Origin of the sequence: Micromonospora sp. WMMD1219, assembly GCF_049315215.1 — a bacterium.
Classification (GTDB): Bacteria; Actinomycetota; Actinomycetes; order Mycobacteriales; family Micromonosporaceae; genus Micromonospora; species Micromonospora tulbaghiae.
The window spans coordinates 4,848,943-4,874,637 of the sequence record NZ_CP186057.1; the positions used below are offsets into that span (position 1 = coordinate 4,848,943).

The 25,695-nt window shown below is 73.4% G+C and carries 24 protein-coding genes and 1 riboswitch; of the genes, 16 read left to right on the forward strand and 8 right to left on the reverse strand.

Annotated elements, in window-relative coordinates; all coding sequences use genetic code 11:
- Nucleotides 1-52 precede the first annotated feature (52 nt).
- The 9 genes from ACN27C_RS22600 to ACN27C_RS22640 are packed head-to-tail and all read left to right on the forward strand — an operon-like array spanning nt 53 to nt 9,595.
- Nucleotides 53-553: a hypothetical protein gene (locus tag ACN27C_RS22600; protein ID WP_422747969.1), complete on the forward strand. Its 501-nt coding sequence runs from the start codon at nt 53-55 to the stop codon at nt 551-553.
- The gene (locus ACN27C_RS22605; RefSeq protein ID WP_252449179.1) at nt 550-2,169 is read left to right on the forward strand and encodes a class I adenylate-forming enzyme family protein; all 1,620 of its coding nucleotides are present in this window, start codon (nt 550-552) and stop codon (nt 2,167-2,169) included. The genes ACN27C_RS22600 and ACN27C_RS22605 overlap by 4 nt, the downstream gene beginning before the upstream one ends.
- Nucleotides 2,166-3,428, forward strand: a complete 1,263-nt coding sequence (locus tag ACN27C_RS22610; RefSeq protein WP_121683786.1) for a beta-ketoacyl-[acyl-carrier-protein] synthase family protein — start codon at nt 2,166-2,168, stop codon at nt 3,426-3,428. The genes ACN27C_RS22605 and ACN27C_RS22610 overlap by 4 nt, the downstream gene beginning before the upstream one ends.
- 60 nt (nt 3,429-3,488) lie before the next feature.
- The gene (hppD, locus tag ACN27C_RS22615; protein ID WP_422747971.1) at nt 3,489-4,589 is read left to right on the forward strand and encodes a 4-hydroxyphenylpyruvate dioxygenase; all 1,101 of its coding nucleotides are present in this window, start codon (nt 3,489-3,491) and stop codon (nt 4,587-4,589) included.
- Nucleotides 4,586-5,509 (forward strand): phytanoyl-CoA dioxygenase family protein, encoded by a 924-nt coding sequence (locus ACN27C_RS22620; protein ID WP_422747973.1) that lies wholly within the window; start codon nt 4,586-4,588, stop codon nt 5,507-5,509. Before hppD ends, ACN27C_RS22620 begins: the two co-directional genes overlap by 4 nt.
- Before the next feature lie 2 nt (nt 5,510-5,511).
- Entirely contained in the window at nt 5,512-6,309 is a 798-nt protein-coding gene (locus tag ACN27C_RS22625) for a DUF3050 domain-containing protein (protein ID WP_121683783.1), read from the forward strand.
- Nucleotides 6,306-7,277: a thiamine pyrophosphate-dependent dehydrogenase E1 component subunit alpha gene (locus ACN27C_RS22630; RefSeq protein WP_358171855.1), complete on the forward strand. Its 972-nt coding sequence runs from the start codon at nt 6,306-6,308 to the stop codon at nt 7,275-7,277. The genes ACN27C_RS22625 and ACN27C_RS22630 overlap by 4 nt, the downstream gene beginning before the upstream one ends.
- The gene (locus tag ACN27C_RS22635; RefSeq protein ID WP_422747976.1) at nt 7,277-8,242 is read left to right on the forward strand and encodes an alpha-ketoacid dehydrogenase subunit beta; all 966 of its coding nucleotides are present in this window, start codon (nt 7,277-7,279) and stop codon (nt 8,240-8,242) included. The genes ACN27C_RS22630 and ACN27C_RS22635 overlap by 1 nt, the downstream gene beginning before the upstream one ends.
- Before the next feature lie 3 nt (nt 8,243-8,245).
- A complete protein-coding gene (locus ACN27C_RS22640; RefSeq protein WP_422747979.1) occupies nt 8,246-9,595 on the forward strand; it encodes a hypothetical protein in 1,350 nt (449 codons plus the stop codon).
- A gap of 271 nt (nt 9,596-9,866) precedes the next feature.
- Here the strand turns inward: ACN27C_RS22640 and ACN27C_RS22645 are convergent, their stop codons facing one another.
- Genes ACN27C_RS22645 through ACN27C_RS22665 form a run of 5 tightly spaced genes read right to left on the reverse strand, consistent with a single transcriptional unit; the run spans nt 9,867 to nt 14,426 of the window.
- Complete coding sequence (locus tag ACN27C_RS22645; protein ID WP_422747981.1) at nt 9,867-10,547, reverse strand: SGNH/GDSL hydrolase family protein; 681 nt, start codon at nt 10,545-10,547, stop codon at nt 9,867-9,869.
- Nucleotides 10,548-10,588: 41 nt separating this feature from the next.
- Nucleotides 10,589-11,221, reverse strand: coding sequence for an HAD family hydrolase (locus tag ACN27C_RS22650; RefSeq protein WP_422747983.1), 633 nt, complete (start codon nt 11,219-11,221; stop codon nt 10,589-10,591).
- Entirely contained in the window at nt 11,218-11,610 is a 393-nt protein-coding gene (locus ACN27C_RS22655) for an MmcQ/YjbR family DNA-binding protein (RefSeq protein WP_350815857.1), read from the reverse strand. The genes ACN27C_RS22650 and ACN27C_RS22655 overlap by 4 nt, the downstream gene beginning before the upstream one ends.
- Nucleotides 11,611-11,646: 36 nt before the next feature.
- Nucleotides 11,647-12,867, reverse strand: a complete 1,221-nt coding sequence (locus tag ACN27C_RS22660; protein ID WP_120569643.1) for an MFS transporter — start codon at nt 12,865-12,867, stop codon at nt 11,647-11,649.
- Nucleotides 12,864-14,426, reverse strand: a complete 1,563-nt coding sequence (locus ACN27C_RS22665; RefSeq protein ID WP_422747985.1) for a class I adenylate-forming enzyme family protein — start codon at nt 14,424-14,426, stop codon at nt 12,864-12,866. Before ACN27C_RS22665 ends, ACN27C_RS22660 begins: the two co-directional genes overlap by 4 nt.
- 285 nt (nt 14,427-14,711) lie before the next feature.
- Here ACN27C_RS22665 and ACN27C_RS22670 point away from each other — a divergent pair, with 285 nt between their 5' ends.
- The 6 genes from ACN27C_RS22670 (at nt 14,712) to ACN27C_RS22695 (ending at nt 21,003) form a co-directional block, all read left to right on the forward strand.
- Complete coding sequence (locus ACN27C_RS22670) at nt 14,712-16,022, forward strand: SGNH/GDSL hydrolase family protein (protein WP_091417807.1); 1,311 nt, start codon at nt 14,712-14,714, stop codon at nt 16,020-16,022.
- Between the two features lie 66 nt (nt 16,023-16,088).
- A complete protein-coding gene (locus tag ACN27C_RS22675; RefSeq protein WP_422747987.1) occupies nt 16,089-17,312 on the forward strand; it encodes a cytochrome P450 in 1,224 nt (407 codons plus the stop codon).
- Entirely contained in the window at nt 17,309-18,283 is a 975-nt protein-coding gene (locus tag ACN27C_RS22680) for an alpha/beta hydrolase (RefSeq protein WP_422747989.1), read from the forward strand. Before ACN27C_RS22675 ends, ACN27C_RS22680 begins: the two co-directional genes overlap by 4 nt.
- Complete coding sequence (locus ACN27C_RS22685) at nt 18,276-19,379, forward strand: alpha-hydroxy acid oxidase (protein WP_422747991.1); 1,104 nt, start codon at nt 18,276-18,278, stop codon at nt 19,377-19,379. The genes ACN27C_RS22680 and ACN27C_RS22685 overlap by 8 nt, the downstream gene beginning before the upstream one ends.
- A gap of 1 nt (nt 19,380) precedes the next feature.
- Nucleotides 19,381-20,724 (forward strand): PLP-dependent aminotransferase family protein, encoded by a 1,344-nt coding sequence (locus ACN27C_RS22690; protein ID WP_357894817.1) that lies wholly within the window; start codon nt 19,381-19,383, stop codon nt 20,722-20,724.
- A gap of 27 nt (nt 20,725-20,751) precedes the next feature.
- Nucleotides 20,752-21,003, forward strand: a complete 252-nt coding sequence (locus tag ACN27C_RS22695; RefSeq protein ID WP_013286617.1) for a hypothetical protein — start codon at nt 20,752-20,754, stop codon at nt 21,001-21,003.
- Between the two features lie 58 nt (nt 21,004-21,061).
- Here ACN27C_RS22695 and ACN27C_RS22700 read toward each other — a convergent pair whose 3' ends face one another.
- A complete protein-coding gene (locus tag ACN27C_RS22700; protein WP_013286616.1) occupies nt 21,062-22,498 on the reverse strand; it encodes a glycine hydroxymethyltransferase in 1,437 nt (478 codons plus the stop codon).
- An 18-nt stretch (nt 22,499-22,516) separates the two neighbouring features.
- A riboswitch (ZMP/ZTP riboswitch) is annotated at nt 22,517-22,606 on the reverse strand.
- A gap of 105 nt (nt 22,607-22,711) precedes the next feature.
- Between ACN27C_RS22700 and ACN27C_RS22705 the strand changes: the two genes are divergently transcribed.
- Nucleotides 22,712-23,518, forward strand: coding sequence for an SDR family NAD(P)-dependent oxidoreductase (locus tag ACN27C_RS22705; protein ID WP_252449165.1), 807 nt, complete (start codon nt 22,712-22,714; stop codon nt 23,516-23,518).
- Nucleotides 23,519-23,583: 65 nt separating this feature from the next.
- Here the strand turns inward: ACN27C_RS22705 and ACN27C_RS22710 are convergent, their stop codons facing one another.
- Both ACN27C_RS22710 and ACN27C_RS22715 read right to left on the reverse strand, forming a co-directional pair.
- Nucleotides 23,584-24,084, reverse strand: coding sequence for a hemerythrin domain-containing protein (locus ACN27C_RS22710; protein WP_422747996.1), 501 nt, complete (start codon nt 24,082-24,084; stop codon nt 23,584-23,586).
- Between the two features lie 106 nt (nt 24,085-24,190).
- Nucleotides 24,191-25,675: a S8 family peptidase gene (locus tag ACN27C_RS22715; protein WP_252449164.1), complete on the reverse strand. Its 1,485-nt coding sequence runs from the start codon at nt 25,673-25,675 to the stop codon at nt 24,191-24,193.
- Nucleotides 25,676-25,695: the final 20 nt, after the last annotated feature.

Below are 25,695 nucleotides of genomic sequence, written 5' to 3' on the forward strand. Positions count from 1 at the left end.
GGGCACAACGCCCGCCGAGGGGGCACCAACCGCAAGATCGCGCGCAGGGGTGGTGGTGCTCGCGGAGGCGTGGTGGCCCGAGGCGGGGGATGAGGGCACCGCGCCGGCGGGGGTGCCGGGGTTCGTGCACTCGCCGTTCCATCCGCTGGTGGCGGCGGTGGCGCAGCGGTGCCTCGCGCGGCGGTACGGCGACGGGCCGCTGCCGCCGGGCAACCGGACGGCTGTGGTGCTGGTCAGCGCGGGCGGGGACACCGCCGGTGCGGCGCACGTCCGCGCCACCGTGGACGCGGGCGCGCGGATCGGGCCGTTGTTCTTCTTCCAGTCGGTGCCGAACAGCGTGGCCGGGCACGTCGCGGCGCGCTGGGGACTGGACGGGCCGGTGGTGTGCCTGAGCCCGACCGGCAACCCGCGGGCCGAGGGGGAGGCCGAGGCGGACCTGCTGCTGTACGACGGCGACGCCGCACAGGCGTTGCTGATCCTGATCGAACTGGCACCGGACGGTACGCCGGGCGAGGCGACCGCGGTGCTGCTGGGGGAGGGAACACGTCAATGAGGACGAAGGGACTGCGCGGCGCGCTCGCGGCCGACGCGGAGCTGGGCGCGGGCAATGTGCTCGCCCGGGTGCTGGCCCACGGCGCCGACCCGGACGGGCCGGGGCTCACGTTCGACACCGAGGTCGACGGCCACCCGGCCGAGACCCCGCTGACCCTGGGCCGGCTCGACCGGATGGTCGCCGCCCGGGCGGCCTGGCTGCACGAACGCGGGGTGAAGCCCCGCGACCCGGTCGCGGTCTGGGCCGGCACCGCCGCCGACATGGTGCTGTCGTTCCTGGCGCTGACCCGCCTCGGCGCCGTCCCGGCGCTGATGAACGGCAGGCTGCGCCCCGAGATCGCCGCCGAGTACATCCGCCGGCTGCGCGCCGCCGGTGTGCTCGCCGACGCCGCGCACGCCGAGGCGCTGGCCGGGCACGACCTGGGCGCGCCGATGATCGGCGAACCCGCGCAGGCGGGCACCGGCGACCCGGACGCCGCGCCCGCGCACTACCGGCACCACCCGGACGACCCGATCGTCATCACCCACACCTCGGGCACCACCGGCGTGCCGAAGGCCGTGCTGCACTCGCACGCCAGCCTGTTCGCCGCCACCCGCCACCTGCTGTCCATGCCGCAGGCGCAGGGCACCACGCGCATCCTCAACGCGCTGCCCGCCCCGCACACCGCCACGGTGCTCATGGTCAACCAGGCGCTCGGCAACCGGGCCGAGATGTTCCTGCTCTCCGAGCAGGGCGGCGAGCGGGTGCTCGACGCGATCCAGCGCTGGCGCCCGGACGGCGTGTTCGGCTTCTCGGTCACCTGGGCCGAGCTGGCCCGCTTCGACCTGTCCGGCTACGACCTGGACTCGGTGCGGCTGTGGTTCAACACCGGCGACTGCTCGCACGAGCCGCACGTCCGGCGGCTGGTCGCGGTCGGCTCCCGGGACGTGGTGACCCGCGGCGGCGTGACCCGGGTACCCGGCTCGGTGTTCATCGACGGGCTCGGCTCCAGCGAGATGGGCCACTCGATGTTCCACATCACCCACACCGTCGACACCGACCGGTACGGCCGCTGCGTCGGCCGCCCGTACCGGTTCACCAAGGTCGCGGTGCTCGACGCCGACGGCAACGAGCTGCCGCCCGGGCAGGTGGGCTGGCTCGGCATCGACTCGCCGTCGCTGTTCCGCGGCTACTGGAACGACTCGGTCACCACGTACCGGTTCCGGCTGCGCGGCTGGTACCTCACCGGCGACCTGGTGTACGCCGACGACGACGGCCGCTACTACCACCTGGACCGGGCGGTCGACTCGGTGGAGGCAGGTGACGGGAAGCGGTTCTTCACCGCGCTGTCCGAGGAACGCATCCTCGCCGCCTGCCCCGACGTGACCGACTGCACAGTGGTGATCGTCAAGGCGGACGACGGCACCGTCACCACCGACGTGCTGCTGGAACTTGCCGCCGGCGCCGACCCCGGGACGGACCGCACCGAGCGCATCCGTACCGCGCTCGGCCCGGACGTGGCCGCCACGCTGCGCCGGATCGTCCCGGTACGCGCCGACGACATCCCGGTCACCGTCACCGGCAAGGTGCGCAAGGTGGCGCTGCGCGAGCGTTACCTGACCGAGGCGCCGTCGTGAGCGCCGTCATCACCGGCATGGGCCTGTTCACCCCGGCCGGGCGCGGTGCGGCGGACACGTTCGACGCGCTGATCTCCGGCCGGTCCGGGCTGCGCCGCCCGCCCGAGGGGCACCCGGCGGCGGGCAGCCTGGAGGTGGCCGGCGTGCTGCCGGACATCGACCCGCGCAGCGTGGCCTCCGGACCGGAGACGAAGGTACTCGACCGGGTGGTGCTGCTCGCCCTGATCACCGCCGCCGAGGCGCTCGCCGACGCCGGCATCGAGGTGGGCCGCGACGTCGACCCGGAGCGCATCGCGGTGATCGTCGGCGGTGTGGGCGGCATGTCCACGCTGGAGGGCCAGGTGCTGGCGCGGGCCGCCCGGGGCCGGGCGGCGGTCAGCCCGTACCTGCTCACCGGCATCCTGCCGAACATGCCCTCGGCGCGGATCGCCATCGCGCACGGCATCCGCGGTTACAGCTCGTCGGTCGGCACGGCCTGCGCCTCCGGCGCCCAGGCGGTCGCCGACGGGGTACGCCTCATCCGCTCCGGCGAGGCCGACGTGGTGGTGTGCGGGGCGAGCGAGGCGCCGCTGTTCGGCACGTTCGCCGACACGTTCGGCAACGCCCGGGCGCTGGCCCGGGGCTGGGACGAACCCACCGAGGCGAGCCGCCCGTTCGACAAGCGGCGCAACGGATTCGTGCTGGCCGAGGGCGCGGCGCTGCTGGTGCTGGAACGCGCCGGGCACGCCGACGGCCGGGGTGTGCGCGGCTACGCCGAGGTCGCCGGTTTCGGGGCGAACACCGACGCGTACCACCCGACCGCGCCGCGGCCCGACGGCGCCGGCGCGGCGGCGTGCATGCGCCGGGCGCTGGCGGCCGGCGGGGTCGAGCCCGCCGACGTCGGGTACGTCAACGCCCACGGCACCGGCACCAAGCTCGGTGACGTCGCCGAGACGATCGCGCTGGCCGAGGTTTTCGGCACCGGCGGCGTGCCGGTCAGCTCCACCAAGGCGCTCACCGGTCACCTGCTCGGCGCATCAGGGGTGCTGGAGGCCGCCGCCACCGCGCTGGCGCTCGACGGTGGCCTGCTGCCACCCACCTACCACCTGGACGACCCGGACCCGGAGTGCGAGGCGGACCACGTCCGCGCCGTGCCCCGGCCCACCCGGGCCGGCCACGCGCTGACGAACTCGTTCGGGTTCGGCGGCCAGAACGTCAGTCTGCTCCTGCGCCGGCTCTCCGGGCCGGCCCGCCGGGCCGCCACCCCGGCCGCTGGCTGACCGGACTCCAGTCCCGGGCGTCCGTCCGGGTCGCGATCACGGGGGGAACAGGGGAAGCCCATGACCATCAACGGGATAGATCATCTCGAACTGTATGTGGGGGACGCCCGGCAGGCGGCCTTCTACTTCGACAACGCCGTCGGTTTCCGGCTGTGCGGGCAGGGCGGTCCGGAGACCGGGCTGGACGGGCAGCGGTCGCTGCTGCTGGCCCAGGCCGGCATCCGGCTGCTGCTGACCACCGGCCTGTCCGCGGAGCACCCGGCGGCCACCTACGTGCACCGGCACGGCGACGGCATCGCCGTGGTGGCGCTCGCCGTCGACGACGCCGCCGGGGCGTACGCGGAACTGGTGGACCGCGGCGCGACGGCGCTGAGCCCGCCGCGCACCTTCACCGGCGCGGGCGCCGAGGTGGTGGTGGCCGAGGTCGGCGGCTTCGGCGACGTGGTGCACCGCCTGGTCGAGCGCCGCGGCGACCCGGGTGTGTTCCTGCCCGGCGCGATCGAGCCGGTGACCGCGCCGGACGGCACGGACACGCTGCTCGCCGAGGTCGACCACCTGGCGATCTGCGTGCCGCCGGGGCAGCTCGGCGAGACGGTGGCGCACTACGAGAAGGTGTTCGGCTTCGCCGACATCTTCACCGAGCACATCGAGGTCGCCGGCCAGGCGATGAACTCCAAGGTGGTGCAGAGCCCGTCCGGGAAGGTCACCTTCGTGCTGCTGGAGCCGGACACCGGCGCCCGGCCGGGGCAGATCGAGGACTTCCTGCGCTGGCACGCCGGCGCCGGGGTGCAGCACCTGGGCCTGCGCACCGACGACATCGTCAGCGCCGTCGGCGCGCTCGCCGGGCGCGGGGTGCGGTTCGCCAGCACCCCCGGCGCGTACTACGACGGCCTGGAGCAGCGGGTCGGCCGGCTGGACGCGCCGGTGGACCGGCTGCGTGAGCTGAGCATCCTGGTCGACTCCGACCACGACGGGCAGCTGCTGCAGATCTTCACCGAGTCGATGCACGTGCGCCGCACCCTCTTCCTCGAACTCATCGAGCGGCGCGGGGCGCGCACCTTCGGCAGCGGCAACATCAAGGCGCTCTACGAGGCCAAGGAACGCGAGCTGGCCGCGGCGGGGGCGACCCCCGGCGTCGCGGCCGGAGGGGTAGGGGCATGACCACCATCGATCCCGGGCTGACCGCCGAGGAGGAGGCGCTGCTTCCCTCCGACGAGGACGTCCGGCACTACGCCGAGCACGGCTGGTACCTGTCGAAGAAGCTGCTCACCGACGACGAGGTGGACGAACTCGTCGCCGCCACCGACAGCTACTACGCCGGGGAACGCGACCGGCGGTTGCCGGTACGGCCGCCGAAGCTGGCCTACTGGGAGCCGTCCCGGGGTGACGTGCAGCGGCACAACGACTACGTCCACCACGAGCACGACGGCATCGCCCGCATCCTGCGCAAGCCGCTGATCGGCGCGGTCGCCGCCCGGCTGGCCCGGGCCGCCGAGATCCGCATCTTCCAGTCCACGCTGATCTGGAAGCCGCCGATCGCCGGTGAGCCGTCCAACATCGTGCCCTGGCACTTCGACAAGCACTACTGGGCGTCCTCGTCGTCGGAGAACATGCTCACCGCGTTCATCCCGTTCCACGACTGCGGCGAGGAGATGGGCACCATCACCATGGTCGACGGCTCCCACCGCTGGCGGGAGATCGGCGCCGACGACACGGTGGTGCGGCACTTCGCCGACCGGGACCGCGACCAGCTCGAAGTGATGCTCGCCGAGAACGCGGCGTACAACGGCGCCGAGATCCGCAAGATCCCCATGGTGATCCCCAAGGGACACATGAGTTTCCACCACTGCCGCACCTACCACGGCAGCGGTGCGAACGTCAGCGGGCGGCCCCGCCGGGCCATTTCGCTGCACCTGCAGGACGGCGACAACGCCTGGCGGGAGTATCCGCTCTCCGACGGCACGCTCGCCGCGTACAACCACGACGTGCTGGTCCGCCGCACCCACGAGGGCCGGCCGGACTACGCGGACCCCGATTACTGCCCGGTCATCTGGCGCGACCGCGCCCAGCAGGGAGGCTGACAATGTCACGGTACGACTGGGGTAAGACGCACCCGGGCATCGAGCGGCTGGAGCGGGCGGTGACCGAGCGCCGCGACGTGGTGGTCAAGCACCCCCTCTACGCCAACCTCGACACCCACGACGCGCTCGTCACGTTCATGGAGCACCACGTCTTCGCCGTCTGGGACTTCATGTCCCTGCTGAAGTCGTTGCAGCGGCAGCTCACCTGCGTCACGGTGCCGTGGATCCCCACCGGACCGACCGGCAGCCGCCGCCTGATCAACGACATCGTGATGGTCGAGGAGAGCGACGAGCTGGGCGACGGCTACATCAGCCACTTCGAGCTGTACGTGCAGGGCATGACCGAGGCCGGCGCCGACACCAGCGCCGTGAACAAGCTCGTCGACCTGCTGCGCGACGGCACCCCGGTCACCGAGGCGCTCGGCGCCGCCGGCGTCCCCGCGGCGTCGGCCGCGTTCGCCGGCACCACCTGGCGGATCATCGAGACCACCCCGGTGCACTGCCAGGCCGCGGCGTTCGCGTTCGGCCGCGAGGACCTCATCCCGGAGATGTTCACCCAGGTCGTCGCCGTCAACGAGCGCAGCAACCGGCTGAACAAGTTCGTCGACTACCTGGAGCGGCACATCGAGGTCGACGGCGAGCAGCACACCCCGATGGCCATGCAGATGCTGGCCGACCTGTGCGGCGACGACGACACCAAGTGGCAGGAGTGCGCCGACACGGTGAACGCCGCGCTCGCCGCCCGCGCCCGCCTCTGGGACGACATCCTCGCCGCCGTCAAGGAGGGCCGTCCGGCGTGACCGGCTCCGACCCGCTCCGGCTCTACCGGACGGTCCGGCTGATCCGCCGCTTCGAGGAGCGCGCGATCGAGCTGGTCCGCGCCGGGGAGATCGTCGGCGGCATCCACCCGTACCTCGGTCAGGAGGGGATCGCCGCCGGCGTCTGCGCGGCGCTGGGCGCCGAGGACCTGGTCACCGGCACCCACCGCGGGCACGGGCACGTGCTCGCCAAGGGCGCCGACCCGGCCCGGATGCTGGCCGAGCTGTGCGGCCGGGTCACCGGGCTCAACCGGGGCCGGGGCGGGTCGATGCACGCCGCCGACTTCGGCGTCGGCGTCCTCGGCGCCAACGCCATCGTCGGTGCCGCCGGCGCGATCCTCACCGGAGCGGTGTGGGAGCGCCGGCGGCGCGGCGCCGACATCGTCGGCGCCACCTTCTTCGGCGACGGCGCGGTCAACGAGGGCATGCTCCTGGAGGCGTTCAACCTGGCCGCGCTCTGGCGGATACCGGTGCTGTTCGTCTGCGAGAACAACGGCTACGCCACCACCATGCCGGTCGACGGCGCGGTCGCCGGCACCATCGCCGGGCGGGCCGCCGCCTTCGGCATGCCGGCGGCCACCGTCGACGGGCAGGACCCCGAGGCGGTACGCGAGGTCACCGCCGCCGCCGTCGCGCGGATGCGCGCCGGCGGCGGCCCCGAGCTGGTCGAGGCCCGCACCTACCGCTTCGACGCCCACCACACCTTCGAACATCAGGTACGCCTCGACTACCGGCCGCCGGAGGAGGTGGCCGAGGGCCGGTCCCGCGATCCGGTCGACATCGCCGGAGCGCGGCTGGACCCGGCGGTGCGGGCCGAGGTGGACGCCGCGGTCGAGGCGGAACTGGACGCCGCCGTCGAGTACGCGCTCGCCGGGCCGCACCCCGACCCGGCGACCGCCCTGGACCACCTGTACGCCAGCGGGCTCACCGCCCGGACCGGAGGTGGCTGATGCCCCGGCTCTCCTACCGCAGGGCGCTCACCCGGGCGCTGGCCGACGAGATGACCCGCGACGAGTCGGTCGTGGTGCTCGGCGAGGACATCCGGGTGGCCGCCGCGAACGTCACCACCGGCCTGCTGAAGAAGTTCGGTCCGGAACGGGTCCGCGACACCCCGCTGTCCGAGCAGGCGTTCACCAGCTTCGCCACCGGCGCGGCGCTGGCCGGGGCCCGCCCGGTGGTGGAGTTCCAGATCCCGTCGCTGCTGTTCCTGGTCTTCGAGCAGATCGTCAACCACGCGCACAAGTTCCCGCTGATGACCGGCGGCCAGTGCGCGGTGCCGGTCACCTACGTGGTGCCCGGCTCCGGCTCCCGTACCGGCTGGGCCGGGCAGCACTCCGACCACCCGTACGCGTTGTTCGCCCACGTCGGGGTGACCACAGTCGTACCGGCCACCCCGGCCGACGCGTACGGGCTGCTGGTCTCCGCGATCCGCTGCGACGACCCGGTGGTGGTCTTCGCCCCGGCCGGCGCCCTGGACCTGCGCGCCGACGTCACCGACCTGACGCCGGTGCCGCTGGGCCGGGGGGTCGTCCGCCGCGCCGGCGCCGACGTGACTGTGGTGGCGGTCGGGCACCTGGTGCACGACGCGCTCGCCGTCGCCGAGGAACTCGCCGGCCAGGCGTCGGTGGAGGTCTTCGACCCCCGCACGCTCTACCCGTTCGACTGGGACGGCCTCGTCGAGTCGGTGAGCCGCACCGGGCGGCTGGTCGTCGTCGACGACGGCAACCGCTCCTGCGGCATCGCCGGGGAGATCATCGCCACCGTGGTCGAGCGGGTCCGGCTGGCCGCGCCGCCGCGGCGGGTGACCCGCCCCGACGGCGCGGTGCTGCCCTTCGCGCCCGCCCTGGACCGGGCCGTGCAACCCGGCCGCGACCAGCTCACCGCCGCCATCCAACTGACCCTCAAGGACGGATGAACGATGGACCCGAACTACACGTGGCCGCCGCTCGGCCAGGCGTGGACCGACCTGCCCGAGTCCACCCGTACCGCGATGGTGACCACCGGCGCCGCGGCCTGGGAGAAGGTCTTCCACGGCCGGGCCACGTACAACAAGCAGTGGCGGCTGGCCCGCCCGCCGGTGTTCACCGCCGACGCGTTCCGCGAGCTGAACGAGGTCTGCGACCGCATCGCCCAGCTCATCCTGGAGGCGTGCCGGCGCCGCGCCCGTACCGCCGGCGAACTGCGCCTGCTGCTCGACGTGCCGGACGGCGAGACCCGGCTGCTCGACCCGGACGAGGAACTGCACGAGGGGCTGCTCGCCGCGTACCGGCCCGACGTGCTGTTCTCCGGCGGCGTGCCGTGCATCGTGGAGTACAACATCGACAGCAGCCTCGGCGGCGGCTTCGACGCCGACACCGTGATCCAGCGGTACGCCGAGCTGTACCGTACCCATGACCTGCTCGACGGCGCGCGACCCGCGCCGTCCCTGCTGGACCAGCGGTTCGTGGCCATCCGGGACACTCTCGGCCTGCCCGACGGCGCGCGGGTGGCGCTGCTGATGGACTTCGACGCCGACTACCCGGGACTGGACGACCCGGAGACGTTCATCCGGATCCTGTCCCCGCTGATCGACCAGGCCCGCCCGTTCGGCATCGACCTGGTCATCGCCCCGGTCGCCACCGCCACCCTGGACGGGCAGAACCGGCTGGTCGTCGGCGGCGCCCCGGTGGACGCCCTGTTCCGGCTGTTCGTGCCCAACCGGGTCACCCCCAGCGCCGGGCTGGACGCGGTGGCCGGCGCGCTCGCCGCCGGCACGCTGCCGATGTTCGTCAGCAGCGCCGCCTGGCTGCTCAGCAACAAGCTGAACTACGCCTGGCTCTGGGACGACCTGGACCTGCTGCCGGAGGACGACCGGACGCTGATCCGCCGGTACGTGCCGCACACCGTGGCGCTGACCGCCGACCAGCTCGACCGGGCGCTCGCCGAACAGGCCGACCTGGTCGCCAAGCCGGCCGGCGGCTCGGCCGGGCACGGAGTGCTCATCGGCCGGGAGATGACAGCTGTGGCGTGGGCGGACGGGGTACGCGCGGCCATCGCCGAGGGCGGCAACATCCTGCAGCGCTACCACGAGGCGGACCGGGTGGCGATGGACTTCGTGCAGATCGAGACCGGTGAGACGGTCACCGCCGACGTCCCGTACAGCCTCGCCCCGTACCTGTTCGACCGCACCGCATCGGGTGCGCTCGCCCGAGTGGGTTACCCGGGTTGCGACGAGGTCCTCAACCTGGCGAGAGGCGTCCTCCTGACCGGCATCCTCCTAACCGACTGACCGCCCCTTTCGCCCGCCGTCCACCCCTCACTCCCGGCGTTGATCAAGGAGTTTGTGTCCTCACGGGGGCGTCTCACCGACCCAAACTCCTTGGTCAACGGAGTGGGCGGGGCTGCGGGTTGGGTCCCGGGCACCCCTGGCCCCGCTGATCATGAAGTTGGCGGGGACAAAATGGACGCGCAGTGCCGTCAACTTCATGATCGTCGGGCAGGGCAGGGCAGGGCAGGGCAGGGCAGGGCAGGGCAGGGGGCGGCGCGGCGGGACGAGTGGGTCAGGGGTGCGGGACGTGGGTGGCGAGGACTCGGAGGGTTTCGGCGGTGGCTATCGCGTCGCTACGAGCGCTGCCGTGCCGGCCGTCGCTGCTGTACAGCGACGCGTCGGCCACCAGCGGGTGGTCGGTCAGGTGGACGTGCAGCGTGCCCAACCGTTCGGCCACGCCCCGGGTGTGCCGGGACAGCCGGCGCATCCGCTCGCCCAGGCCCGCGCGTAGCGCGTCCGGCACCGCCGGGCTGTGCGACACGTCGAACATGCCCACCGTGATCACGTCCGCTCCCGCCTCCCGCAACGCGATGATCATCGCGGTCAGCTCGGCGTCGACCGCGTCCGGGTCGTAGGCGGACCGGAACGCGTCGTTGCCGCCGCACACCACCAGGGCCAGGTCCGGTGCGAAGGCCAGCGCGTCGGCGAGCTGGGTGGCCCGTACCTCGTGTGCCCGCAGCCCGCGCCGGCCCAGGTTCAGGTAGGCCAGCTCCGGCCGGATCGCGCGCAGCTCGGCCGCGATCCGGTCGGCCCACTGGAGGTCGGGGTAGCCGTCGGCCGGCTCGCACAGCCCTTCCGCGACGCTGTCGCCCAGCACCACGAACCGCTGCCACGGGTGCCCGCGCAGCAGTTCGGCGGCCTCCCCGGGCCGCAGGCACCACGGGTCCGTCGCCTCGGTCAACGTCGATGGCATGCCCGGCAGGCTAGCCGAGCGTCCCGTGCGGGGAAAGAGGCTCAGGGCAGCAGGGCCAGCAGCTCCCCGGGCCGGGTCAGGCTGAGGTCGGCCGGCTCGTCGGGGTCGTACTGGTGACCCCAGGCGGCGGCCACCGCCACCGCGCCGCTGTGCCGGGCGGCGCGTACGTCAAGTGGCGAGTCGCCCACGTACGCGGCGCGACCCGGTGGCACGCCGAGCCGGCGGCAGGCCGCCTCCACGCCGTCGGGCGCCGGTTTGGGGCGGTCGACCTGGTCGCCGCCGAGGACGACCTCGAAGTGATCGAGCAGGCCGGCCCGGTGGAGCAGGATCTCGGCGGCGCGGTGGCTCGCGCCGGTGAACACGCCGACCGGCACCCGGGCGGCGATCTCCGCGAGGGCGTCCGCGACGCCGGGGTAGACGCGTACCCGCCCGGCGAGCGCGTCCAGCTCGGCGTGGTAGCGGTCCAGGTCGTCGCCGGAGGCCGGCCGGCGCAGCAGGTGCGTCAGCAGGTCCGCCGGGGAGCCGATCGAGTAGCCGGCGATGATCTCGGCGTCGGTGTACGACGGGCCGCCTCCGGCGCGCACCGCCGCCCGGTAGGCCGCGGGCACCACCGCGTGCGACTCGACGAGCGTGCCGTCCATGTCGAAGACGATCGCGTCCACCGGGCCGGTCACGCGTTCTCCGCCCGGTGCGCCGTGGCGAGCCGCTTCGGTGCGCGTGCGTACCACGCCTCGGTGACCAGCTCGGTCAGCTCGTCCATGTCGATCCGGTCGAGCCGCACCAGCACCGCCGGGTAGCCGTCGAAGTGCGGCGTGGTGAAGTAGACCGCCGGGTCGTCGGCGATCAGCGCCTCCTTGGCGCCCAGGTCGGGCACCCGGACGCCGAGGATCGGGCCGTCGGGCGCAGCGTCGCCGAGCGCCTCGATGTCGCCGCGGCGCAGCGGCCGTTCCCAGACGAACATCTTGTCGCGTACCCGCCAGGCGGGCAGGTCGTCGTGCGAGCCGCGCTCGGTGGTCTCGGGCAGGGCCAGCGCGATGCGCCGCACGTCGTCCCAGGTCGCCATGGCCCCGACCGTACCGAAACCCCCCGACACGACGGCTCAGACCGGCGTGGGCGTGGCCGGTTCCGCGGCCGGGCGCCGGGACGCGCGGGTCAGCAGCAGCGGCCCGACGGTCAGCACCAGGCAGACGCCCGACATCACCAGCAGCGCCGGGGTCAGGTCGAGCAGCGCCACCGACCAGCCGCCGAGCAGCGCGCCGACGGGCAGGCCGAGGAACGCCACCGACCCGGAGATGCCCAGCACCCGGGTCTGCAGCTCGCCCGGCACCCGCTGGTAGAGCGCCGCGCCGAGCAGCGGGTTCACCGCCGCGATGCCGATGCCGGACAGGAACGTCACCACGAGCACCACGACCAGGTCGTCGCTGAGCGCCAGCGCGAGCAGCCGGGGCGCGCCGCTGAGCGTCAGCCCCAGCGCGAACGTGGTCCCGGCCGGCAGCCGCGTGCCGACCACTGTGAACAGCAGGTTGCCCAGCAGCGCGCCGGCCGAGAAGACGCCCAGCAGCAGGCCGAACCCGGCCGGGTCGCCGAGCACCTCGTTGACCCACAGCGGGATCCAGACCGCGACGCTGGCGTTGGCGAACATGTTGGACACCGAGACCACGATCAGCATGGTCATCAACGTCCGGTCGGTGCGCAGGTACGCGAAGCCGCCGCGCAGCGCCCGCAGGTACGGCTCCCGGGGCGCCGGTTGCGCCGGTGCGGGCGGCCGGACCAGCACGCCGATCAGCAGCGCGCAGACCGCGAATGTGGCCGCGTCGATCCAGATGGCCCGGGTCAGCCCGACCCAGTCGATGAGCAGCCCGCCGAGCACCGCGCCGAACAGCGTCATGCCGCGGGCCAGGCCGTCGTAGGCGCTGGTGAGCCGGATCAGCGGCACCCCGGCCCGCTCGGCGGCCGGCTTGAACAGCACGTGCTTGACCCGGTCGCCGATGCCGCGTAGCCCGCCGGCGATCGCCACCAGCACCAGCAGGGTGCCGAAGCCGAGCCAGGGCGCCAGCGCCACCACGGCCATCGCGACGGCGCTGGCCGCGTCCACGAACACCGAGGTACGGCGTACCCCGAACCGGTCCGCCCAGGGGGTCGCCAGCGCGCTGGAGAGCATGTACGGAAGCGTCTCCGCCGCCGCGACGAGCCCCATCTTGGTGGGGCTGCCGGTGGTCTCCAGCACGAGCCAGGGGATGGCGACCACCGAGATCCGGGTGCCGAGGTTGGACAGCAGGTCGGCGCCGACCAGGGTGTACAACTCCCGGCGCGGGTTCACGCCGGACTGCCGATCGGGTCGGCGCCGACCGGGTGTCCGGCGGCGTACCGGGCCCGCAACGCGCGCTTGTCGACCTTCGCGGAGCGGTTCAGCGGCAGCGCGTCGACGAACTCGACGGCGCCCGGTGCCCAGGTCTCGCTGAGTTCCCGGACCACGAGCGCGATCAGCTCCTCGCCGGTCACCGACGCGTCCGGTGCCGGCACCACGTACGCGTGCGGCAACTCCCCGGCCACCGGGTCCGGTACGCCGATCACGGCGGCGGCGCGTACCTCGGGGTGGCCGGCGAGCACGTCCTCGATCGGGCGGGAGTAGATCGGCCAGCTGCGCTGCCGGGTGAGGATGCGGTCCTGTAACCGGTCGACCAGGTAGAGGAAGCCGTCGGCGTCGAGGTGGCCGATGTCGCGGGTGCGGACCCAGCCGTCGACGAGCGTCTCGGCGGTCAGCTCCGGCTGACCGTGGTAGCCGGCGAAGCTCAGCTTGGTGCGTACCCACACCTCGCCGTCCTCGCCGGCCGGCAGCACCCGCCCGTCGGCGTCGCGGATCTGGACCGAGACGTCACCGTACGGGCGGCCGCAGGAGCGCAGCCGCTCCGGGTGCTCCGGGTCCTCGGTGAGGCCGGGCAGCGCGCAGATGACGACCGCCTCGCTGAGCCCGTACACGATGCGCAGGCACGGGCCGAAGCGGGCGATGGCCTGGCGCAGCCGGGCCGGCGCGGCGGGCCCGGCGCCCACGTTGAACATGAACATGGCGGAGAAGTCGGCGCCCGGCAGGTCGGGGTGGTCGAGCACCTCGTAGAGCATCGGCGGGGTGACGAACGTGGAGGTGAGCCGTTCGGCGTCCACGGTGGCGATGAACGCGGCCGGATCCCACTGCTCGCGCAGGAACAGCACGCCGCCGGTGAACAGGTTGAACAACGTGGTGATCTGGCCGCTGGCGAGCCACATCGGGGAGTGCGACAGGTGCCGCAGCAGCGGGAACCCGGCGCCCCGGAAGTCGGCGGCGAGCGCGAGCACCTGCCGGTAGAAGCTCTCCCGGTGGTGCACCAGCTTCGGCGTCCCGGTGGTGCCGCTGGTCTGCAGGAACGACTCGGGCGCGGGCACCTCGGCGGGCAGTTCCACGGCCGGCCCGGCGGCCTCGGCGGTCAGGTCCGGTCCGGCGCCGCCGGGGCCGAGGCAGAGCACCGGTACGCCGGACAGGCCCGTCGCGACCTGCACCGCCTGCGCGTCCCGCGGGTCGTACACGAACGCCTCCGGCGCGGACAGCGCGACGAACTCGTCGACCTCCCGCCGGGAGGTCACCGGGGCGACCCACATGCTCCGGCAGCCGAGCAGGTGCAGGGCCAGTTGCAGCAGCGGACCGTCGATCGTGTTGCCGAGCATCACCAGCACCGCGGCGCCGGGGCGTACCCCGTGACGGCGCAACGCGGCAGCCAGGCCGCGCACTTCGGCGGCCACCCGGGGGTAGGTGAGGCGGCGTCCGCCGCCGACGAGCGCCTCCCGGTCGCCGAACCCGGCGAACAGCTCCAGCGCCTCGTGCACGTAGTTCGGCCGGTCGGTCATCGGGCAGCCCCCATCATGGTCCGCGAGCGGCGTCCGGCCAGGTCAGGGCCGGGACAAGGCGGCAGGTGCCAGGGTCGGCGACCGCACCGCCGCCAGCCCCGAGCCTAGGCAGCCGCGGTCCACGGCGGACAGAGCCGATCGTCGCTGCGTCACGTCCCCCGGGCATTTGATCATGTCGATCAGGTTGATTGACGCTCGTCACGGCCGGAAGCTAGTTTCCGGTCCATCGCCCGGGCCGGTGCCGCCGACCGCGTCACGCCCGGGGCTGCCGACCATGGAGGATCGATGCCGACCCCGAAGAGATGGCACGTCATAGCTTCCGCCGTAACGCTGCTGATCGCCGCCACCCCGGCGGTCACCGCGAGCGCCGGCCCGACCGGGAACGACCGCGCCGGGCACGGGCGCGCCGAGTGGGCCGGAACCTGGGCCGCGGCGGTGACCCGCGGGAACAACGTGGGCCTGACCGAGACCGGCCTGAACAACCAGAGCATCCGGATGACCGTGCAGACCTCGGTCGGCGGGCCGCGCCTGCGGGTGCGACTGACCAACCTGTACGGCCAGCAGGCCGTCCAGGTCGGCCGCGCCACGATCGCCCGGCCGAACACCGCCACCCCCGACGACCTGTCCGACATCGTCCCGGCGAGCGTCCGCCAGCTGACGTTCTCCGGCGCCGGGTCGGCGACCATCAACAAGGGCGCCGAGCTGCTCAGCGACCCGGTGGCCTTCCCGGTGGCCGAGCAGGAGGACCTGGTGGTCACCCTGTACTTCCCGGTGCTCACCGGACCGGTGACGTTCCACGGCCAGTCCAAGGTCACCAACTTCATCGGCGCCACCGACCTCACCTCGGCGGCCGACGGCGCGGGCTTCACCATCCGGCCCAACTGCTGCTGGATGTTCCTGTCCGGCATCGACGTGGAGCGCAAGGTCACGCCCGGTTCGGTGGTGGTGCTGGGCGACTCCATCGGCGACGGCAACGGCAGCACCGTCAACGCCGACCGCCGTTGGCCGGACTTCCTGGCCGAGCGGCTGATCGACGCCCGCCCGGAGCCGCGTACGCCGGGTGTCCTCAACCTCAGCCTGGCCGGCAACCGGCTCAACCACGAGGGCACCGAGCCCGGCGCGGGCGGGTTCCCCGGCTACTACGAGCTGGGCCCGAACGCGCTGGCCCGGCTCAACGAGGACGTGTTCCCGCAGACCGGGGTGCGTACCGTCATCACCCACCTGGGCATCAACGACATCTGGATGAACGGCGATAGCCCGGAGGCGATCATCGCCTCGCTGCGCCAGCTCAACCGGCAGGTCCAGGCGCGCGGCCTGACCAGCATCGCCGGCACGCTCATGCCGTACGAGGGCAACGGCGGCCCGGGTGTGTGGACGCCGGAGAAGGACGCCACCCGGCAGGCCGTCAACACCTGGCTGCGCGGGCCGGGGCGGGCCGAGTTCGACGGCGTCGTCGACTTCGACGCGGTGATGCGCGATCCGGCCCAGCCGAGCCGGCTGCTGCCGGCGTACGACTCGGGTGACCACATCCACCCGAACGACACGGGCGCTGCGGCCATGGCGAACGCCGTGCCACTGAAGCTGCTCGGACTGTGACACCGGGCGGGGGCGGCGGTCGACACGACGCCGCCCCCGCCGCCGTTTCCTGGGGAGGAAGAGACAGTGGACGTCAGCGAGATCCTGACCGGGCTCTACAGCGAGCAGGGCCGGCAGAACCCGTATCCCTTCTACGCGGCCCTGCACGAGCACGGGCCGATCAACGCCGTACCGGCCCGTGCCGAGCACAGCACCGTGAGCGCGGTGGCCGGCGGGTACGACATCGTGGACCAGATCCTGCGCGACCCCGGCTGGTACAAGGGCTTCCCGCCCGGCTGGGAGGAGCAGGAGATCCTGCGCACGTTCCTCACCTCGATGATGTTCGTCAACCCGCCGGACCACACCCGGATGCGTGCGGTGTTCGCCCGGACGTTCACCCCGCGCCGCCTCGGCGCGCTGGAGCCGGTGATCGAGCGGATCGTCGCCGAACGCCTGGACCACATGGCCGAGGTGGGTGCGGACGGTCACGAGGTGGACTTCGTGGCCGACTTCGCGTACCCGGTCCCGGCGCTGGTGATGGCCGAGTTCATCGGCCTGCCCGCGGCCGACCTGTCCTGGTACCGGCAGCGGGTCGACTGGATCGACGAGTACATGGACGTGTCCGGCAAGACGCCGGAGCGGCTGGCCCGGGCCAACCAGGCCGCCGAGGAGCTGCGTGTCTACTACCGGGACCTGATCGCCCACCGGCGCCGCACGCCCGGCCACGACCTGATCAGCGGGCTGGTCGAGGTGCTCGACGCGGGCGGCGTCGACCTCACCGAGGAAGAGTTGATCAGCAACCTGATCGTGCTGTTCAACGCCAGCTTCGTCACCACCGTCTACATGTTCAGCAACGGCCTGCCGCTGCTGCTGGACCACCCGGACGTGACCGCCGCGCTGCCCGGCGACGACGAGCTGGCCCGCGGCTGCGTGGAGGAGGTGCTGCGGATGGAGAGCCCGGTGCACTTCCTGGCCCGCTCCGCCCCGGCCGGCGTCGACCTCGGCGGCGTCCCGGTCGACCGCGACGACAACGTGCTGCTGCTGATCGCCGCCGCGAACCGCGACCCGGCCCGGTTCCCCGACCCGGACCGCTTCGACCCGCGCCGCGACGGCCCGCCGTCGCTGGCCTTCGGTGTCGGGCTGCACTTCTGTCTCGGGTCGGCGGTGTCCCGGCTGGAGGGCCGCCTGGCGCTGCCGCGCCTGTTCGCGCGTTTCCCCCGGCTCGCCGTCACCCAGCCCTACTCGTACAGCGGGAGCCTGTTCCTGCGCGGTATCGACAAACTCTTCGTCACCACCGGGGAGGCCGGATGACACTCGATCCGCAGGTGGTCGCGTGGCGGGCCGCGCGGGCCGCCGCCGGCACCGTGCCGCTCTACACGCAGACCCTCGCCGAGGCCCGCGCCGCCGACCTCGCCGCGATCCGCGCCGGCTCCGGCGCGGTCGAGCCGGTCTCCGAGGTACGCGACACGACGGTGCCCGGCCCGGGCGGGCCGCTGCCGGTGCGGATCCACCGGCCGGACGGCGACGGGCCGCTGCCCACGCTCGTCTACTTCTTCGGTGGCGGTTGGACGCTCGGCAGTGTCGACACGGCCGACGGGATCTGCCGCCGGCTGGTCAACCTCACCGGCGCCCAGACCGTGACGGTCGGCTACCGGCTCGCCCCGGAACATCCGTTCCCGGCGGCGGTGGAGGACTGCCACGCCGCGCTGCGGCACCTCGCCGCGCACGCCGCCGAGTTCCGCGTGGACCCGGACCGGCTGGCGGTGGGCGGCGACAGCGCGGGCGGGAACCTGGCCGCCGCGGTCACGCTGCTGGCGCGCGCCGACGGCGGTCCCCGGCTCGCCGCCCAGCTGCTGGTCTACCCGAACACCGACCAGCGGCCCGGGCACCGGCCCGGCGACGACGAGGACCCGATGCTGTTCAACAGGCACTCGGTGGGGTGGTACCGCGGCCACTACCTGGCCGATCCCGGCGACGCGGCCCACCCGCTCGCGTCGCCGCTGCTCGCCGAGGACCTGTCCGGCCTGCCTCCGGCGCTCGTGGTCACCGCCGGGTACGACCCGCTGTGCGCCGAGGGCGAGCGGTACGCGTCCCGGCTGCGTGAGGCGGGCGTGCCCACCGAGACGGCCCACTACCCGGGGATGGTGCACGGGTTCTTCGCGATGCCCGGCGTGTTCGACGCGGGCCGCCAGGCCCAGGAGCGGGCCGCGGCCTTCCTGCGCCGCGCGTTCGGGCTCGACCCGGCGCCCGCCCGGGCGGCGGAGGGTGCCGACCATGGCTGACGTGGCGGACGGGTTCGTGCCGCCGGCCAGCCTGGCCGAGTTCGCCGCGCCGGCCCGGGCGGTCCTCCCGGCCGACGTGTGGGACTTCGTCGACGGGGGCAGCGGCACCGAGACCGCGCTGGCCGCGAACCGGGCCGCGCTGGACCGGGTGGCGGTGCTGCCCCGGATGCTGGCCGGGGTGGACGACCCGTCCACCGGGGCGGCGCTGCCCGGCGGCCGGGCCGCGTTGCCGGTGGCCGTGGCGCCGATGGCGTACCAGCGGCTGCTGCACCCCGACGGCGAGCCGGCGCTCGCGGCGGCGGCTCGCGCGGCGGGCGTGCCCTACGTGGCGAGCACGCTGTCCAGCACGCCGATCGAGGAGATCGCGGCGACCGGCGCGACGGTGTGGTTCCAGCTCTACTGGCTGCGCGACCGGGCACTGGTGGCCGACCTGCTCGACCGGGCGGAGGCGGCCGGCTGCGCGGCGGTGATGGTGACTGTGGACGTGCCGGTGCTCGGGCGGCGTCTGCGCGACGCCCGTAACGGGTTCGCGCTGCCGCCGCACGTCACCGCCGCGAACCTGCCCGGCGGCCGGGACGACCTGGCGCACCAGGGCACCCCGGGCGTCTCGGCGGTGGCGGTGCACACCGGCGCGGTGTTCGCCCCGGCGCTGAGCTGGGCGGACCTGGAGTGGCTGCGCGAGCGTACCCGGGTGCCGTTGCTGGTCAAGGGCATCCTGGACCCGCGCGACGCGGTCCGCGCGGCGGACGCCGGCGTCGACGCCGTGGTGGTCTCCAACCACGGCGGACGCCAGCTCGACGCGGCCCCGGCCAGCGCGGCCATGCTGCCCGAGGTGGTCGGCGCGGTCGACGGGCGGTGCGCGGTGCTGCTGGACAGCGGCGTCCGCAGCGGCGTCGACGTGCTGCGCGCGCTGGCGCTCGGCGCGGACGGCGTGCTGCTGGGCCGGCCGCTGCTCTGGGCGCTCGCGGCGGGCGGCCGGGCCGGCGCCGAGGCGGCGCTGGCGCTGCTCGCGGCGGAACTGCGCGACGCCCTCATCCTCAGCGGCTGCCCCGACCCGGCCTCGGCCCGGCGGCTGCGTACCCGGATCGGAGGCTGACGTGGAGCCCGTCGACCTGGCCGTCACGGCGCTGCACGGCAGCGTCGGCGACCCGGCGCTGAACTCGATGAACTTCCTCAACGAGGTGGCGCAGCACTACCCGGACGCGGTGTCGCTGGCGGCCGGGCGGCCGTACGAGGAGTTCTTCGACTCGGCGCTGCTGCACACGCACCTGGACCGCTTCCGCCGCCACCTCGCCGAGGAGGTCGGGCTGGACCGGGCCGGTGTGGACCGGACGCTGTTGCAGTACGGCCGCACCAAGGGCGTCGTGCACCACCTGATCGCCCGGCACCTCGCCGTGGACGAGGGCCTCACCGTCGACCCGGAGTCGATTGTGGTGACAGTCGGCTGCCAGGAGGCGATGTTCCTGGTGCTGCGCGCGCTGCGGGCCGGCCCGGCCGACGTGCTGTTCGCGGTGGCGCCCACCTACGTCGGGCTCACCGGCGCGGCCCGCCTGGTCGACCTGCCGGTACGCCCGGTGGCCGGCGGGCCCGACGGCGTCGACCTGGACGACCTGCGCGCCGGGCTGCGCCGGGCCCGGGCGGAGGGGCTGCGGCCCCGCGGCTGCTACGTGATGCCCGACTTCGCCAACCCGTCCGGCGTCAGCATGGACACCGCACAGCGGCGGCGGTTGCTGGACCTGGCCGCCGAGGAGGACCTGCTGCTGATCGAGGACAACCCGTACGGCCTGTTCCCGGCCGACGGCACCGCGCGGCGGCCCACGCTGAAGGCGCTGGACACCGCCCGCCGGGTGGTCTACCTCGGCTCGTTCGCCAAGACCGTGCTGCCGGGCGCCCGGGTCGGCTACGTGGTGGCCGACCAGCGGGTGGGGGAGGCCGACGGCACCGCGGTCCCGTTCGCCGACCACCTCGCGAAGATCAAGAGCATGGTCACCGTGAACACGTCGCCGATCAGCCAGGCGGTGATCGGCGGCGCGCTGCTCGCGCACGACTGCTCGCTGGTGGCCGCGAACACCAGGGAGCGGGCCGCGTACGCCCGCAACCTGCGCCACCTGGTCGACGGCCTGGCCCGGCGCTTCCCGGCCGGCGGGCCGGTCTCCTGGACCGTCCCGGCGGGCGGGTTCTTCGTGGTGGTGAGCGTGCCGTTCGCCGTCGACGACGCGCTGCTGCACCGCTCGGCCCGCGAGTACGGCGTGCTCTGGACCCCGATGGCGCACTTCTACGACGCGGGCACACCGGTGAACGCGCTGCGGTTGTCGGTGAGCGCTGTCACACCGGAGTCCATCGATCTGGGTCTGGACCGGCTGGCCGCGCTGGTCACGGACACCATGCCGAGTGGCGTGACGCCGGAGTGTCAGGGTTCCGCCACAGCGCGTGTTTCCTGACGCCGTCGCTCTGTTGATAATGGACGAATGGTTGCCTGGGAGTACGCGTTGCTCGTTCGTCGGTATCAGGGTCAGGGTCGCAATTTCCACGTCTCGTTCGTGTGGTACGGCCCGGACGGGTCACGCACCGACGTGACCGCGTACGGCGACACCGCGATCGCGCACCTCAACCGGGTCGGCCGGGAGGGGTGGGAGCTGGTCTCCGCCGCCGAGGACGTGAACAACGTGCAGGGCAGCACCGAGGTCCACCGCTACCACCTGAAGCGCCCGCTGCGCTGACCCCGTGACCGCCGGCGCCCCGGGAGAACGATCTCCCGGGGCGCCGCTGTCACGACTGTCAGCCCAGGTCCACGGCGGGGTAGAGCGGGAACGGCGTGAGCAGGTCGGCGGCCTGCTTGCCGACGGACTCGGCGACGGCCGGGTCCAGCACGTACTTCGCCTTCGACGGCGCGCCGTCCGGGCCGGTGCCCGGCGTGGTCTGGCTGAGCACGGTGTGGATCAGCTCGGCGGTGGCGTCCATCTCGGCGGCGCCGAGCCCTCGGGTGGTCAGCGCCGGGGTGCCGATGCGGATGCCCGAGGTGTACCAGGCGCCGTTCGGGTCCTGCGGCACCGAGTTGCGGTTGGTGACGATGCCCGAGTCCAGCAGCGCCTGCTCGGCCTGCCGGCCGGTCAGGCCGTACCCGGACACGTCGATGAGCACCAGGTGGTTGTCGGTGCCGCCGGTGACCAGCGTGGCGCCCCGGCGCAGCAGCCCGTCGGCGAGTGCCTGCGCGTTGTCCACGATCCGCTGGGCGTAGTCGGCGAAGTCGGGGCGGCGCGCCTCGGCCAGCGCGACCGCCTTGGCGGCCATCACGTGCGGCAGCGGCCCGCCGAGCACCATCGGGCAGCCCCGGTCGACCTGGTCGGCCAGCTCCGGGCCGCAGAGCACCATGCCGCCGCGCGGGCCCCGCAGCGACTTGTGCGTGGTCGTGGTGACGATGTGCGCGTGCGGCACCGGGTCGAAGTCGCCGGTGAACACCTTGCCGGCGACCAGCCCGGCGAAGTGCGCCATGTCGACCATGAACGTGGCGCCGACCGAGTCGGCGATCTCCCGCATGATCCGGAAGTTGACCTTCCGCGGGTACGCGGAGTAACCGGCGACCAGGATCAGCGGCTTGAACTCGCGGGCCGCCTCGGCCACCCGGTCGTAGTCGATCAGGCCGGTGGCCGGGTCGGTGCCGTAGCTGCGCTGGTCGAACATCTTGCCGGAGATGTTCGGCCGGAAACCGTGGGTGAGGTGCCCGCCGGCGTCCAGCGACATGCCGAGCATCCGCTGGTTGCCCAGCTCGCGGCGCAGCGCGAACCAGTCGGCCTCGGTGAGGTCGTTGACCTGCCGCGCCTGCGCCTTGCGCAGCGCGGGGGACTCGACCCGGTCGGCCAGGATCGCCCAGAACGCGACCAGGTTGGCGTCGATGCCGGAGTGCGGCTGCACGTACGCGTGGGACGCGCCGAACAGCTCCCGGGCGTGCTCGGCGGCGAGCGCCTCGACGGTGTCGACGTTCTGGCAGCCGGCGTAGAACCGGCGCCCGACGGTGCCCTCGGCGTACTTGTCGCTGAACCAGTTGCCCATGGCCAGCAGCGTCGCGGGGGAGGCGTAGTTCTCGCTGGCGATGAGCTTGAGCGACTCGCGCTGGTCGGCCAGTTCCGCGGCGATGGCGTCGGCCACGCGCGGCTCGACGCCGCGGACGACCTCCAACGCGCTGCGGAAGGCGGTGGACTCGGCGTTGCGCGACATGCGACCTCCAGGTGACGTGCGGAAGGCCCAGGCGCTCGGCATGCGTCCTCATGACGAGGCCGCTCCCCGATGGTGCTCCATCTCCACGCGCCAGTCACGGCCCGTGCCGATCCTACCGGCCCGGCCGGGACCTGCGGGGTTGGGCCGCCCGTCCCGGGGCACACCGTGGGGGAGGCCGGCCCCGACCCGGCCCGGGGGAGAGGAGGCACGACCATGACCACACCGAGCACCGGACGGCCGCTCGCCGTGGTGACCGGCGCGTCCAGCGGCATCGGGTACGAGCTGGCGGTCCAGTTCGCCGAGCACGGGTACGACGTGGTGGTCGCCGCCGAGGACGCGGCGATCGAGCGCGCGGCGGGCGACCTGCGGCGCGACGGCGGCCCGGAGGTGTACCCGGTCCAGGTGGACCTGGCCACGCCCGAGGGCGTACGGCGGCTGGCCGGGGAGGTGACCGGCCTGGGCCGCCCGGTCGACGCGCTGGCGCTCAACGCCGGGCGTGGCGCGGGCGGGGACTTCGTCGGCGGCACCGACCTGGCCGACGAGCTGACAGTGATCGACCTGAACGTCCGCTCGACCGTGCACCTGGCCAAGCTGCTGCTGCCGGACATGGTCCGCCGGGGTGCCGGGCGGGTGCTGTTCACCTCGTCCATCGCCGCCACCATGCCCGGGGCGTACCAGGCGGTCTACAACGCCTCGAAGTCGTTCGTGCAGTCCTTCGCCGAGGGGGTGCGCAACGAGTTGAAGGACAGCGGCGTCACGGTGACCTCGCTGATGCCCGGCCCGACCGACACCGAGTTCTTCGACCGGGCCGACATGGAGGACACCCGGGTCGGCCAGGGGCGCAAGGACGACCCCCGCAAGGTGGCCGAGGACGCGTTCGAGGCGCTGATGAAGGGGGAGCACAAGGTCGCCGCCGGCTCGCTGGTCAACAAGATCCAGGTGGCCGCCGGCAAGATCGTTCCGGATCGGCTGAAGGCCGAGCAGCACCGGAAGATGGCCGAGCCCGGCTCGGGCGACTGAGCACCGACGCGAGCGGGACCGCCCCGAAGGAAAGGGGCGGTCCCGCTCGCGTTCCGGGCCCGGTGTCAGGCGACCACGGCGTCCAGCGACTTCTTCAGCGCCTTCGGGGCGGTCGGCGTCTTGGGCGCCTTCGGCCGCAGGTCGAGCATCCGCTGGCCGATCTCCTGGAGCTGGTTACGGCCGAGCGCCTCGCGCACCTTCGGGAACCACTCCTGCTCCTCCTCCTCGACGTGGTGCAGCACGTTCTCGATCAGCACCGTCGTCTTGGCGTTGAAGCGCTCGTCGTCGGCGTCCATGGTGAACAGCTCGAAGCAGAGCACGTCCGCGACGTGGTGCTCCTCGTACGACTCCAGGATGTCGTCCTCGACGTCGGGCACCAGCTTGCGGACCTCCGGGTACATCACCTCGTTCTCCAGGTAGGTGTGCACCGTCAGAGCTTCGAGGATCTGCCCGACGATCTTCCCGCGCTTGTTCGCCGGCCCCTCCTCGGCCTCCTGGAAGGCCTTGAACAGGCGGCGGATCTCCTTGTGGTCCTCCTTGAGCAGGACGATCGCGTCGGTGGACACCGGTTACCTCCTAAGTCGGCTGACGGTGCCCCCCTACCCGGTGCCCGACCAGGACAAACAGACCGGGCCCAGCGTGATCGCCGGGCCCGGTCCACGCGCGTCTGGGTTACTTCACCGCGTTGTACGCGTCCACGACGCCGGCGCCGTAGAACCCGTTGCGGTTCCCGCCGGAGCAGGTCGCGTCGTACGCGTTCGGGCCCGCCGGGATCAGCGGCACCGGGTTGTAGACGCCCGACGGGCAGGACTTCGCCACCGCCGTACGCTCCAGGAACGAGGCCAGCTGGCCGGGGTTCATGCCCGGGTGCGCGGACAGCGCCAGCGCCGCGACGCCGGTGGCGTGCGGGCTGGACATCGAGGTGCCCTGCTTGTAGCCCCACCCGTTGGTGCGGGTGGCGGTGTTGAAGGTGGTGGACAGGATGCCGTCGGCGGACGTCGAGACCGCGCCCCGGGTCCGGAACCGGGTGTCGCCACCCGGCGCGGTCACGTCGATCACGCCCTGGCCGTACGAGGAGTAGTAGCTCTTCTCACCGGTCGGGCCGACCGCGGCGACCGTCACCACGCCCGGCGCCTCGGCCGGTAGGACCAGGCAGGCGTTGGTGAGGTTCTCGCGGTCCTCCGGCGTGCCGTTGTTCGGGCTGCCGGTGTCGGTGATCTTGTGGGCCAGGTCCCAGTTCGAGTTGCCGGCCGACGAGACGTGCAGCACGCCCTGGGACTGCGAGTAGCGCAGGGCCCGCTGCACGGCCTTCCACACCGGGCGCTGGCGGGCGTCGTTGCGGCAGTTCAGCTGCCACGGGTCGATGTAGTAGCTGTTGTTGGTGAGCTGGAAGCCGTGCTCGGCGGCCCACATGAACCCGCAGACCGCGGCCTCCGGGAAGATGTAGCCGTCGTCGTTGACCACCTTGACGGCGGCGACCTTCACACCCGGCGCGACGCCGGTGACCCCGGCGCCGTTGACGGCGGCGGCGATGGTGCCCGCCACGTGGGTGCCGTGGTCGCTGGTGGTGGGGTTCCACGAGGCCTCGGCGGTGTTCGGGACACCGCCGACGCAGGAGGCGCTCTTGTCCCTGGCGATCTGGGTCGCCAGGTCCGGGTGGCTGCTGGAGATGCCGCTGTCCAGCACACCCACCACGACCGACGGGCTGCCGCCGGTCACCGCGTGCGCCTGCGGGACGCGGATCTGGTCCATGTCCCACTGAAGGTTGTAGAGCGGCTCGGCGGTCGGGTCGCCGGTGGCCGCGGCGACGGCGGCGGCCGGCACCTCGACCGTCTCGCCCTCGTCCAGGGCGGTGCCCAGGCCGGCGGTGGAGGCGACCGACTCGACGCCGGCGCCCGCCACCCGGGTGACGAAGTCCGGGGCGGACGAGCGCACGACCAGCACGCCGATCTTGTCGTACGCCGCCACCACGGTGCCGTCGGCGGCCGCCACCCGGGCGGCGGCCTTGGCGGTGCCGTTGCCCTGCGGGGCGAGCACCAGATACGAGGTCTCCGGTCCGGCGGCCGCGGCCGGCGCCATGCCGCCGGTGAGGGCGAGCCCGGCGCCGAGCGTCACCGCGGACGCCGCGGCGAGTGTCTTGCGACGGAGATTGTTCACACAGACTCCCAGGGGTTCGT